This window comes from Actinoplanes sp. HUAS TT8, assembly GCF_051380535.1.
Lineage (GTDB): Bacteria > Actinomycetota > Actinomycetes > Mycobacteriales > Micromonosporaceae > Actinoplanes.
Genome location: NZ_CP195646.1, coordinates 9,429,228 through 9,442,021 on the forward strand (window position 1 = coordinate 9,429,228; position 12,794 = coordinate 9,442,021).

Here is a 12,794-nt window from a genome sequence, read left to right on the forward strand (position 1 = left end):
CAGATCGCCGGCCGGTCCGGTCGGCGACCAGTCACCCAGGAGGACACATGGACCTGCAGCTCACGGGCAAGACCGCGTTCGTCAGCGGATCCAGCCGGGGCATCGGGTACGCGACCGCGAAGGTCCTGGCCGGTGAGGGGGCCGACGTGATTCTGAACGGTCGCGACCCGGTGAAGCTGACCGAGGCCGTCGAGGCGCTGCGTCGTGAAGTGCCCGGCGCCTCGGTCAGCGGGGTGGCCGCCGACTTCGCGGTGGCCGACGACGTCGAGCGGCTGTGCGACCAGCTTCCGGGCGTCGACATCCTGGTCAACAACGTCGGGCTCTTCGAGCTCAAGCCGTTCGAGCTCATCTCCGACGACGACTGGCGGATCTATCACGAGGTCAACGTGCTCAGCGGGGTCCGGCTCGCCCGGCGGCTCCTGCCGGGGATGCTCGACCGGGGTTGGGGCCGGATCGTGTTCGTGAGCAGCGAGTCGGGCGTCAACGTGCCGGCCGACATGATCCACTACGGCGCGTCCAAGACGGCCATGCTCGCGGTGGGCAACGGCCTGGCCAAGCTGACGAAGGGCACTGCGGTGACCGTCAACTCGGTGCTGGGCGGCCCGACGTACTCCGACGGCGTCGCCGACACGGTCAAGGCGTTGGCCGGCGCGCAGTCGATCCCCGAGGAGCAGATGAAAGCCGCGATCATCGGTACCAACCAGACGACCCTGCTGGGGCGCTTCATCGAACCGGCCGAGATCGCGAACGCGGTGACCTTCATCGCCAGCCCGGTCGCGTCGGCGATCAACGGATCGGCCGTGCGGGTCGACGGCGGCGTGCTGACAACGGTGCTGTGATCCGTTGATCGAGATGTATCGCGTGAAAAGTAGATGAACTTTGATACGCTGCGGCCTCCCTATCCCAAGGAGAGGCGCCTAAGTGAAGAAACTGTCAAGCATCGCGTCCGTGCTCGGGCTGTCGATCGGAATCGCTATCGCCTCGGCGGCGCCGGCTTCCGCTGCTACCGATCGCAGCGGGGCAGAACGGCTGAACATTCCGAACAGCAGTGCGTGCCGGGCCGGCCGCACGGTCATGGAGGGAATGGTGGCGGGGCCGGGCGGCCAGCTTTACATCATTTTCTCGAAGGGAAGTGCCGGCGAGCCGGTTCTGTCCCGGTGGCTGCGCGACGGCACGACCTGGGACGGCGCGAGCTGGACCTGCTCCGGGGCACCGGTCGACATGCCCGCGCTCGGGCACGGTAACGACCTCGCCTACAACGCGAACTACCTGGGCCAGGGCCCGGCGCTGATCGCCACCCAGGGCAGCCAGTCGCAGTTCCCGAGCAACGATGTGACGATCGTGCACCTGAGCTCCAGCGGGGTCATCGGCACGACCGAGGTGGTCCAGCTGCCGGTCGGTAACATCAGCGGCTTCTGCTACAGCGCGACGGCGGCCAACGGCGCCGGCAAGTACGCGGCCCGACGGCTGAACACGCTGTGGACCCACCCCGGGTCGGGCGCGCTGACGAGTGGCTGGACGCAGGTGACGACCAGCCTGACCAGCCACGACAACCGTTCCGACCAGGGCATCGACTGCTCCGAGAACTACATCTGGAGCACCAAGTCGATCAACGACTCGACGCCCGACACCGGCTGGAACTGGATTTACCAGTACAACTGGTCCGGCGGCGATGTGGAGAGCGACATCGGCGTTCCGGGAAACAACCTGACCGACGAGATCGAGGATGTCACCCACGTCGGAAGTGACTTCTTCGTCGGCATCAACCGGAACGGCGGCGTCGCCGACTCGGTCAAGGTTCTCACCGAATAAGAAAACCGATTAATTGGTACGGGCGTGGGAGCGCAAACCGCGCTTCCACGCCCGGAAAACGTCATTTGCTGATGACCTTCGCCTTTGTGCAACTGTCGAACATCAGGCGGCCCTTGATCTCCCGCAATTGGGTGCAATCCTCCTGCTGAACCTGTTTCGGGCCGAATCGGTCGGCCCGCATGTCGGTGACGACCCGGACGCGGTCCTTTCCCTCCACGGTGAAGGTCGTGATGATGGGGTCGCCCTCGTCGGTGTTCTCGGTCTGCTGCAGGTGGGCGGGTGTTCCGGCGGAGGCCGCGTCGATCAGGCACTGGGCGGTGGCCTGCGGCAAGCGGCCGCTCAGCCCCAGATCGACGGTTCCGCAGTCGATGACGGTGGGAGCCGGGCTGGTGGTCGCCGCCGTGGGCGGTGGCGGCGAGCCGGTGAGGGCCCGGATCGCGGTGAATCCGCCGCCGGCCAGCAGGACGCTTGCCGCGACGGCCACGGGCGCCGTCCAGGTGCGGCGCCGGGCTCGTTCCGGGCCGGCGATCTCGGCGAGGAGACGCTCACGCATCCGCCGCTGAGCGTCGGCGGGCAGTGCGGGAGCGGGTGGTCGCTGTTCGGGGCTGGTCATCGTGCCTCCTCCGACGTGTTGATGGCCGGGCTGTTCGAGGGGTCGAGAAGCCGCGTGAGACGGCGCCGGGCCCGGCTCACCCGGGCTCGCACGGCCGCCTCGTTGACGCCGAGGACCAGGGCGGCATCGGCGTACGGCACACCGGACCAGACGCAGAGCACGAGCGCGTCCCGTTCGGCGCGGGGCAGCCGGCGGATCGCCGCGAGGACGTCTCGCATGTGGCGTTGGCTGTCCACCCGGCCGGCCACCTCGCCGGCGAAGTCGACGCCGTCCGGCTCGGGTGGCAGGCGCAGCACCGCGTTGCGCCATCGGTGCAGCGAGCGCCGCTGGTCCCGGACGACGTACGCGGCCACCGTGAGCAGCCACGGCAGGATCGAGTCGTCGACCAGCCGGGCCTGACCACGCTTGCGCCAGGCGAGCAGGAAGGTCGACTGGGTGGCGTCCTCGGCGTCGCTGTACGACGAGGTCAGCCAGTAGCAGTGCCGGTGGACGGCCTGGACGTGGCGGTCGAAGAGGGCGCCGAACGCGTCACCGTCACCCGCGGTCGCGTCGGACCATAGGTGCCGATCGGTCTGTTGAGACATGGCGGTCACACCATGCCATGGCCGGCGGCGGCCGGGCTGTGACATCGCGTCGGCCGGGGGCACAACCCGGCTGGATGAACCGGGTCGAAGAGGCGGAAAATCCCCGTCACCGGGTCGATACGGTGCGGCAATGACTACGGAGAGATATCGAATCGGCGCCGGCAGTGACTCTCTGCCCGGTGGTCGTCGCCGACGCGTCGGCCGGGCCGCCGTCGTGGCCATGATCGGACTGTTCGCGCTGGCCACCACCACCGCGGCGGGCCTCGCCCCGCAGCCCGCCCACGCGCAGGCGAAAAGCCCGGTGCAGGCGAAGAGCCCGGAGCAGGCGAAAAGCCTGGCACCGGCGAAGAGCCCGGCCCCGGTGAAGAGCTTCCGCGGCGTGCTGCCCGGCGCCGGCGGGATCATCGCCGTCCGGCCCGACGGCAAGGTGTTCGCGACCTGGACCCGCGGAGCGGTACGACTATGGAACGCGACGAACGGCCGCCAGGCCGGACCGCGGGTGGCCGCCGGCACCGGCCGGGTCCGCTCGGTCGAGTACAGCCCGGACGGCCGGCTGCTGGCCGTCGCCGGTGACCGCGAGGTGTCGCTCTGGAACCCCGTGACCGGGCGGCGAGCCCTGCCGGCGCTGGCCGGTCACGTCGGGTCCGTGCGCTCGGTCGCCTTCAGCCCGTCCGAGCCGCTGGTGGCCACGGCCGGCGCGGACGGCACGGTCCGGTTGTGGAACACCGTCACCGGCGCCGCGGTGCGGACCCTGACCGGTCACACCGGCGCGGTCGGCAAGGTCGTGTTCAGCCCGGACGGCGCGACCATCGCGACCGCCGGCGCCGACAACTACGTGCGGTTGTGGCGGGCCGGGACCGGGCAGCCGATCGGCGCGCTGCCCATCTACCCGGCGCCGGTGTACGCGCTGAGCTTCAGCCCGGGCGGGCACTTCCTGGCCACCTCGGACAGCGGCAACGCGATCCGGCTCTGGGACCCGGCCACCGGCGGGACGTCCGGGATGCCGCTGGCCGACAACGCCGCGCCTGTGTACGCCCTCACGTTCAGCCCGGACGGCCGGCTCCTGGCCGCCTCCTCGGGTGGCGACAACACCGTCCGGTTGTGGGACACGACGACCCGCCGGGCGGCCACCGCGCCGCTGACCGGGCACACCGGTCCGGTGCGGGCCATGCGCTTCAGCCCGGGCGGGCGTCTGCTGGCCACCGGCAGCGACGACGGGACCGTCCGGCTGTGGAACACCGCGACCGGGGCGCCCGCGGGACCGGCTCTGACCGGCCACGACAAGCCGGTCTGGTCGCTGCGGTTCGCCCTCGGCGGCAAGCGCCTGATCACCCTCGGCGCGGACAACAAGGCGCGACTGTGGCGCCTCCCCGCGGCCGGCTAGGAAAGCGGCCGGCTAGGAAAGACGAAGCGTCGTGTCCGGCCCGCGTGAACGGGCCGGACAAAGACGACGAACCACGAGCCTAAACCCGCACCTCGGGGTACGGGTCAACGCGATTCTTCTCGCGATGACAGGCCGGTCGCCCGCCCGCCAGTCTGGTCCGGAGACGACGACGGACCAGGGGGAATGCGATGACGGCGATCAGCCGGGTGGTCGGGCGGCAGATTCTGGACAGCCGGGGAAACCCGAGTGTCGAGGTCGACGTGGTGCTGGCGGACGGGTCGTTCGGCCGGGCGGCGGTGCCGTCGGGCGCGTCGACCGGGGCGAACGAGGCAGTCGAACTGCGCGATGGTGACCCGAAGCGCTTTCACGGCAAGGGGGTCAGCCGGGCGGTGGCCGCGGTCAACGGTGAGATCGCCGCCGCGGTGGCCGGGCTGGACGCCGAGGACCAGGCACTCGTCGACACCACGATGACCGATCTGGACGGTACGAAGGACAAGGGTCGCCTCGGTGCGAACGCGATCCTGGGGGTGTCCCTGGCCACCGTGAAGGCCGCCGCCCAGGCCCATCGGCAGCCGCTCTACCGGTACGTCGGCGGCGTCGGTGCGCGACTGCTGCCGGTGCCGATGATGAACATCGTGAACGGCGGCGCCCACGCCGACAATCCGCTCGACTTCCAGGAGTTCATGATCGCGCCGGTCGGCGCGGAGAGCTTCTTCGACGCCGTACGGATGGGGTCGGAGGTCTTTCATACGCTGCGGCGGGAGCTGGCCGCGGCCGGGCACAACACCAACGTGGGTGACGAGGGCGGGTTCGCGCCGAGCTTCGGTGACGCCGACGAGGCGTTGCGGTTCGTGGTGCGGGCGATCGAGCGGTCCGGCTACCGGCCCGGGGTCGATCTGACCATCTGCCTCGACCCGGCCAGCTCGGAATTCTTCAAGAACGACGCTTATGTGTACGCCGGTGAAGGCCGGACCCGGAGCGTCGACGAGCACATCGACTACCTGCTGGAACTGGCTGGACGGTATCCGATCAGCTCGATCGAGGACCCGATGGCCGAGGACGACTTCGCCGGCTGGAAGAAGCTCACCGACCGGGCCGGCGAGCGGCTGCAACTGGTCGGCGACGACGTGTTCTGCACCGACGCGGACCGGCTGCGCGGCGGCATCGACGGCGGTTACGCCAACGCGATCCTGGTGAAGGTCAACCAGATCGGCACGCTCACCGAGACGCTGCGCACGATCGAGACCGCTCAGCGGGCGGGCTACCGGGTGGTGATGTCGCACCGGTCGGGCGAGACCGAGGACACCACGATCGCCGACCTGGCCGTGGCCACCGGCTGTGGGCAGATCAAGACCGGCTCGCTGTCGCGCAGTGACCGGACCGCCAAGTACAACCAGCTCATCCGCATCGAGGAGGAGCTGGGCGGCTCGGCCCGCTACGGGGACTGACGTGCGGGTCCCCGGACACCCCCGAGGTGTCCGGGGACCCTTCGGTCAGGACTTGGCGAACTTCTGGGCGGCGGTCCCGTTGCAGTCCCAGATCTGCAGGCGGGTGCCGTTGGCGGTGTTGCCGGACGGCGCGTCGATACACCGGCCGGACTGCGGGTTGCTGATGCTGCCGTTGCTGTTGGCGACCCAGGTCTGCGCCGCGTTCCCGGTGCAGTTGTGCAGCTGCAGCACGGTGCCGTTGGCGGTGCCGCCACCGGCGATGTCCAGGCACATCCCGAGGGTGGTCAGCGACTGGCCGGTCCAGGCCCAGTGCTGGTCGACCGCGTAGGACTGGCAGTCCCAGAGCTGCACGGCGGCACCGTCACCACCGATGTCGTCGCCGGCCACGTCGACGCACTTGCCGCCGGGCGCGGCGATGGTGGTGGCGCTGCTGCCGCCGCCACCGCCCCCGGTGCCACCGGTGAACGGCGAGAGGGTGATCTTGGCTGACGTCGGGTTGCTGGAATAGACCAGAGATTCCTGATTCTGTACGTCGTCGAAGGCGAACGCGTACGCCTTGCCGTCAGCCATGTTCGCGTGGATGATCCGCGCGTACTGGTTGGTCGGGTTGCTCTTGTAGAAGTCGGCCGCGGTGCCGCCGGGCTGCGTGTCGATGGTGCCGAGCGTGCCCCGGTTCAGCGCCGCGCACAGCGTCCGCGCGATCGGGCCCACCACCAGGTCGTTGGGCGCGGCCAGGTTGCCGTCGCAGCCCCACACGTTCGCGCTCGACGGCTTGTTGAACGTGGCGACCTGTGCGCCTGAGGTGTTCGTGAAGATCATCGTGCTACCCGACGTACGCCCGAAGAATTTGGTGTTGGGTTGGTCGCCGAACGGGACGACGGTGAGCGTCTTGCTCGCGTAGGCGTTCCAGGCCGAGGTGATGTACGGGTCGAGGTACGTGGTGCTGAACAGCCCGGCGCCGGCCGATTTGCCCGGTGAGAGCACGCGCAGCACGGTGCCGTCGGAGCGGGTGACCACGGTGTTGGCCCAGCCCGACTGCGCCTTGATCTGGTCGATGACGTTCTGCCGGCCGTTGGCGACGACCGCGCCGGTGCTCTTCGTGCCGTCGCTGCCGGTGACGCTGACGACGTGCGGGACGGCGAACATGTCGACCTGCGAGCTGTTGAGCCACAGACCGGAGTCGTTGTAGGTGAACTCGCTCCAGTCGAACAGGATGTCGTGGTTCGGGTCGCCCGAGGCCCACGGTGCCGGCTGGACCAGGCCGTCCGGGGTCAGGAAGAACTTCAGCTTGGTGCCCAGCGACATGTAGAGCCGGCCGGAGAAGTTGCGCGGCACCTGCACGGTCGCGTTGCCGCCGTTGCCCGGGCCGTTGATGGCGACGTCCGGGGCGGGTGACGGGGGCAGCGAACCGGCCGGCCACGCGGTGAACGTGCCGCCCGAGTTGACGTAGCCGAGCCGGCCGGTGGTCAGGTTGACGCCGATGACGTACAGGTAGGTGGCGTCGCCGCGCCCGGTGGTGTTGGTGACCGTGAACGGCAGCAGGTTGGGGCCGACGGCCTGGGCGGCCGGCGCGGCCACGGCGGCACCGATCGGTATCGCCGCGACGAGCGCGGCCAGCGCGCTCAACAGTCTGGTTCGTCTGGACATGGGGACTCCTGGAAGCGCAGGTGGGGGACGCTCCCGGGACGAAGAGAGCGCTCTCACATGGTTGCCGTGAAGTTGGCCACTGTCAATGTTCCTTCCAGTATCGGCCGGGGGTGCCGACGGCGGGCGGGTGGCCGCTCGGACCCCGGCCGCCATTCCTAAATGGAGAAAGAATGACTTCGATTCCGGGCCGGAAATGACGCGAACGCCCGCGACCTCAGGTCGCGGGCGTACGACGTACGGGAAAGTGAATTAAAGGTTTTTAATTGGTGGACGGCTCGCCCGGGACGGTGAAGAGCGGGAGCCACGGATCGTCGGCGTCGATGGGGAATTCGGCCGACGGAGCCTCGTCCTTGGCGGCCCATCGCGCCTCGTAAGGCAGGCCGTTGAACAGGACGCGGTCGCCGCGCTTGTAGGTGGTGGCGGGCGTCCAGGTCTTGGTCACGCCGGTGACCGTCGGCGTCGGCTTGGGAGCCTTCTCGACCGGGCTGACCGGGCCGATCACCGACCAGGCGCTCTGCGTTCCGGCGGCCGGAGCCGCGGACGGGTCGACGCCCGAGTTGGCCCACTTGGCCTCATAGACGACGCCGTGCCAGACGACCTTGTAGCCGGTGACGTAGAGCGCGGTCAGGCGCCAGATCGGGTACGGGCTGGTCTTGGGGTCGTCGGTGGCCGACGTCTGGTCCGGGATGTCGACCGCCTCGGCGCTGCTGTTCGCGGCCTTGCCGGGCAGGCCGGCGAAGATCTTCGAGAACGCGAGCGACTCCTGCTCGACGCCGCTGCACGTGTTGGCGTGCACGACGACGTTGGCGAACGTGCCCTGGCAGGCGGCGTCCCGGTTGATCGACCACATGGAGACGCGGCCGAGCCCCTTGTCGACCGCGAAGTTGGCCAGGCCCTGGGCGTCGTCGAGCGTGAACCGCTCGGTGTCGACGTCGTTCTGCCCGATCATCGGGGTGGCGCCGATCCGGGACCAGACCTGCGGCGACGTGAACTTCTGGCCGAGCTGCAGGTACAGGTCGGTCAGCTGCTTGTGCGTGCCGTTCAGGGCGCTGGTGCTCAGGTCCAGCATGTTCGGGTTCTTGTCGCCGTTGTTGAAGTCCATCGTCATCACGTTCACGCCGCGCAGGGCGACGCCGCCCTCGAGCATGCCGCGGACCAGGGCGACACCCTCGGTGGTCAGGCCCTCCGGGGTGACCGGCAGGGTCAGCCACACGTCGAGGGACTTGCCGGCGCCCTGCCGCTCCTTCTGCACCGCCTCGACGGCCTTGACCCGGCGGGCCACCGACGCCTGGTCGGCGACCGCGGTGCCCTCGATGTCCAGGTCCAGCGTCTTCACGTCGTAGCGTTTGACCAGCTGGCGGTAGGCGTCGGTGAGCCGGTCCTGGTCGGTGCAGGCGACCGCCAGCTCCTTGTTGTTGAGCCCGCCGAGGCTCAGCGTGATGTCACCACCGGCCTGGCGCAGCTGGTCGATACGGCGGTCGAGTTCGAGCGACGAGGCCGCGCCGTCCACCGAGTAGGCGCCGCCCCAGCTCGGGGTGCAGGCGTTCTTCGGGTCGGCGACGACGAAGCCGAGCGCGATGTTCTTGGCCGGGTTGGCCGACGGGTCCTGGAACTGGAACGTCGGGGTCAGCGTGACATCGACGTACGGCACCGCCCAGGACTTCGCGGTCGGGCCGGACGTGTCCCGCAGGTGCATAACGCCCATGGTGCCGCCGGCCCCGACCAGGCCGAGCGCGAGCAGAAGGGTTCCCAGCCGCGTCCATGACAGCCGGCGCCGCGGGGGCTCCGGTTCCTGCCAATCCGGGTCGGCGAGCGGATCGTAATCCGGCCGCACGGCTACGGGTGTGGCACGGTCCGTCATGAAAGCCCTTTCGTTTTCCTAAGTCGATAAAAGCTGGCGTATCTCGACGGTTTTTGCGATCGGGCAAAAGGAGGACAAGCGGGGGGACGCGGGCACCGTGCATCCAATCTGGATCTAGGAGCGCCAAATCGCGATGACGCAACGACAATTCCGCCGGGCACCGCCACGCGGTGCTGCCGTAAATCGCATCGAAGGGCCCAAAAACGCATGCCACGCAACTCGGCGGACCAGCGCAAGCCGGACGCTAAGCGCCAATGGGGGGCCGACCGGAGGACGGATCCTCACCCGATCGTCCAACCCGCGGTCTCCGAAGGCAGGATCACCCGCGGCCGGCTCGCCATCGTGGTGACCATCACGGTCTGGGCCTGCTACATCGCTTACACGATCTTCCAGCAGTTCATCGAGGGGCACGCCTACAGCGCGCGACTCGGTGTCGAGGCGATCGTGTACATGCTGGTCATCACCGGGCTGGCCGCGTCCGCGATCGCGTACCTGATCACGCGGATCGGCTACTTCTACCGCGGACGCAGCCACCAGCGCGCGCCGCGGATCATGCTCGACGAGTTCATCGGCGGGAAGACGCCGTCCCTTCAGGTTTTGGTCCCCTCATATCAGGAGGACGAGCGGACCAACCGCAACACGCTGCTCTCGGCGGCCCTGCAGGAGTACCCCGGCCTGCGGGTGACGCTGCTGATCGACGACCCGCGGACGCCGAAGACGCGCGCCGCGCGGGACATGCTGCTGGCCGCCCGCGCGCTGCCCGCCAAGATCGAGGGCGAGCTGCGGATCCCGTTCACCCGGGTCTCCAACGCGTTCGCGAACTTCGACGAGCAGGTTCGTTACCGCGGCGGCTACCTGGTGGTGCCCGACGACATGCGCCGGCTCGCGGACGAGTACCAGTACTCCTCGAACTGGCTCTACGAGCTCGGTGCGCAGCAGGAGATGGTCGACCACACCGACACGTTCTTCGTCGAGCACATCCTGCACCCGCTCGCCGCCGACCTCGGCCAGATCGCCGGCGCGCTCAGCAAGGGCGCCGACGAGCAGGTCGCGCTGCCGATGGCGCGGATGAACCAGCTCTACCGGCGGCTGCTGGCGATCTTCGACGCGCACGTGACCAGCTTCGAACGCAAGAAGTACGTGTCGCTGTCGCACGAGCCCAACAAGGCGATGAACCTCAACAGCTATATCGGGCTGATGGGCGGCGCCTACCAGGAGATCAACACGCCGCTGGGGACCGCGCTCGTGACGGCCGGACCCAACCGGGCCGACCTGGTCATCCCCAACCCGGACTACGTCCTGACGCTCGACGCGGACAGCGTTCTGCTTCCCGAGTACGCGCTGCGTCTGGTCCACCTGATGGAGCAGGGCGCGTTCGCGCAGACCGCGGTGTCGCAGACGCCGTACAGCGCGTACCCCGGCTCGGCGACCCGGGTCGAGCGGATCTCCGGCGCGACCACCGACATCCAGTACATCGTCCACCAGGGCATGACCCACTACGGGGCTACGTTCTGGGTGGGGGCCAACGCCGTACTGCGGAAGAAGGCCCTTGATGAGATCTGTGAGGTCGCGTACGAGGGTGACTGGGAGATCAAGCGGTACATCCAGGACCGGACGGTCATCGAGGACACCGAGTCGACCATCGACCTCGGGGTCAACGGCTGGACGCTGCACAACTACCCGGAACGGCTGGCCTACAGCGCGACCCCGCCGGACTTCGGCTCCCTGGCCATCCAGCGTCAGCGCTGGGCCAACGGCGGTCTGCTGATCCTGTCCCGCCTGAAGGACCAGTTCCGGGCCAAGTCCAAGCGCGAGGACAAGAACCGCTTCGGCGAGTACTTCCTGCGGGTCAACTACATGGCCTCCATCTTCTGGAGCTCCGTGTGCCTGGTCGTGATGCTGGTCTACCCGTTCAACAACGACCTGCTCAACCCGATCCTGCTGCTGGTGTCCGTGCCGTACTTCTTCATGATGGCGGCCGACCTGAAACACCTGGGCTACAAACGGTCCGACATGCTGCGGATCTACGGCTTCAACCTGATCCTGCTGCCGGTCAACCTGTCCGGCAGCATCGCCTCACTGCTGCAGCTGCTGACCGGTGAGAAGAGCTCGTTCAAGCGCACACCGAAGGTCCGCGACCGCACCACGGCGGCCACCTCCTACCTGCTGCTGCCGCTGGCCCTGATCGCGTTGTGTATCTACACCGTGTGGCACGACATCCACCTGCGGCAGTGGAACAACCTGGTCTTCGCCGGTCTCAACCTGCTGCTTTCGACGTACGCCATGATCGCGTTCGTCGGTCTCGGCAACACCGTCGTCGACCTGGTCACCCACCTGCGCGACTGGCTGGTCCCCACGGTCAAGCCGAAGAAGGCCAAGAAGAAGTCGGCCAAGAAGGGCGAGGCCCCGGCGTCCAAGCCGGTCGCGGTCGGCGACTGGGCCCAGGTCCTGCACTACCGGCAGGAACACGGCGCCACCGCCGGGCAGGTCACCGTCCGGCTGCAGCGCAGCGACTCGGGCGCCTGGCAGACCGACAAGTCGAAGGCGTCGTCCAGCCGGGCGCACCTCTTCGAGGAGTTCAGCTTCTTCACCGTGTTCCAGCCGATCTACAACATGATCAACGGGCACGTGGTCGGGTACGAGGCGCTCACCCGCTTCGCCGACGGCAGCAACCCGCAGGACAGCCTCGACGCGGCGCAGGAACGCGGCGTGCACATTGCGCTCGACGCGGCACTGGTCCAGGCCGCCATCGCGTCCGCGCGGTCGCTGCCCAACGGCACGTGGCTGGCCGTCAACGTCTCGGCCGACCTGCTGGCCCGGCCGCACGAGCTGATGCCGCTGCTCGCCGAGGCCAAGCGTCCGCTGGTCGTCGAGGTCGCCGGCGCGACCCCGCCCCAGCTGGGCGGCGGCGTGCGGATCGCCATCGACGACCTGGGCGCCGGGTACGAAACCCTGGCCCGGATCGAATCGCAGCGGCCGGCCTTCCTCAAGCTGGGGCTGGACACGCTGCAAGGGCTGGAGAACGAGACCGCCCGCCAGGCGGCGATCCGGACGCTCGTCGAGTTCGCCGAGCAGCACGGGTGCACGGTGATCGCCGAAGGGATCGAGACGGCGGCTCAGCGGGATGCGCTCGTGGCCTGCGGGGTTCCGTTCGGTCAAGGGTTCTACCTGGGTAAGCCGGTTCCGGTGGAGCGGGTGCTGGCCGGGGTCGGCGGCTGGTAGTTCCGGGTTTTTCGGTGGCCGCCTCGCTGTTCGGGGGCGGCCACTTCCCGTTTTCCGGGCCGAGACGGATCCGTTACGTCGACTCGCGGGCGGATCATCCTTTCGCATGATCCATAACCAAATGATCTTCGAATAGCGTCCGGGGCGAGTCCGGACGCGGCGGTGCGTCCCCACGTGCGGGGGAAGACATTGGGTAAGAGAAGGATGGGCTCGGCTGCCGTAG

The 12,794-nt window shown here is 68.8% G+C and carries 9 protein-coding genes; 5 read left to right on the top strand and 4 right to left on the bottom strand.

Annotated features, from left to right (window positions below):
- The first annotated feature begins 47 nt into the window (after nt 1-47).
- Together ACSHV8_RS41995 and ACSHV8_RS42000 are read left to right on the top strand one after the other, a co-directional pair.
- Nucleotides 48-839 (top strand): SDR family NAD(P)-dependent oxidoreductase, encoded by a 792-nt coding sequence (locus ACSHV8_RS41995; RefSeq protein ID WP_436525375.1) that lies wholly within the window; start codon nt 48-50, stop codon nt 837-839.
- Nucleotides 840-921: 82 nt separating this feature from the next.
- Nucleotides 922-1,812: a hypothetical protein gene (locus ACSHV8_RS42000; protein WP_436525377.1), complete on the top strand. Its 891-nt coding sequence runs from the start codon at nt 922-924 to the stop codon at nt 1,810-1,812.
- 61 nt (nt 1,813-1,873) lie between these two features.
- Here the strand turns inward: ACSHV8_RS42000 and ACSHV8_RS42005 are convergent, their stop codons facing one another.
- Entirely contained in the window at nt 1,874-2,425 is a 552-nt protein-coding gene (locus ACSHV8_RS42005; RefSeq protein ID WP_436525379.1) for a DUF4362 domain-containing protein, read from the bottom strand.
- Complete coding sequence (locus ACSHV8_RS42010; RefSeq protein ID WP_436525381.1) at nt 2,422-3,009, bottom strand: RNA polymerase sigma factor; 588 nt, start codon at nt 3,007-3,009, stop codon at nt 2,422-2,424. Before ACSHV8_RS42010 ends, ACSHV8_RS42005 begins: the two co-directional genes overlap by 4 nt.
- A gap of 130 nt (nt 3,010-3,139) precedes the next feature.
- On the opposite strand from ACSHV8_RS42010, the gene ACSHV8_RS42015 reads away from it, so the two are divergent.
- Both ACSHV8_RS42015 and eno read left to right on the top strand, forming a co-directional pair.
- Nucleotides 3,140-4,393 carry a WD40 repeat domain-containing protein gene (locus tag ACSHV8_RS42015; RefSeq protein WP_436525383.1) on the top strand — a complete coding sequence of 418 codons (1,254 nt, stop codon included), beginning with the start codon at nt 3,140-3,142 and terminating at the stop codon, nt 4,391-4,393.
- Nucleotides 4,394-4,581: 188 nt separating this feature from the next.
- A complete protein-coding gene (gene eno / locus ACSHV8_RS42020; RefSeq protein ID WP_436525385.1) occupies nt 4,582-5,841 on the top strand; it encodes a phosphopyruvate hydratase in 1,260 nt (419 codons plus the stop codon).
- Nucleotides 5,842-5,886: 45 nt separating this feature from the next.
- Here the strand turns inward: eno and ACSHV8_RS42025 are convergent, their stop codons facing one another.
- Together ACSHV8_RS42025 and ACSHV8_RS42030 are read right to left on the bottom strand one after the other, a co-directional pair.
- Nucleotides 5,887-7,488 (bottom strand): beta-1,3-glucanase family protein, encoded by a 1,602-nt coding sequence (locus ACSHV8_RS42025; RefSeq protein WP_436525387.1) that lies wholly within the window; start codon nt 7,486-7,488, stop codon nt 5,887-5,889.
- Between the two features lie 259 nt (nt 7,489-7,747).
- Nucleotides 7,748-9,349 carry a chitinase gene (locus ACSHV8_RS42030; RefSeq protein ID WP_436525389.1) on the bottom strand — a complete coding sequence of 534 codons (1,602 nt, stop codon included), beginning with the start codon at nt 9,347-9,349 and terminating at the stop codon, nt 7,748-7,750.
- 342 nt (nt 9,350-9,691) lie between these two features.
- Between ACSHV8_RS42030 and ACSHV8_RS42035 the strand changes: the two genes are divergently transcribed.
- Nucleotides 9,692-12,571 carry an EAL domain-containing protein gene (locus ACSHV8_RS42035; RefSeq protein WP_436525391.1) on the top strand — a complete coding sequence of 960 codons (2,880 nt, stop codon included), beginning with the start codon at nt 9,692-9,694 and terminating at the stop codon, nt 12,569-12,571.
- Nucleotides 12,572-12,794: the final 223 nt, after the last annotated feature.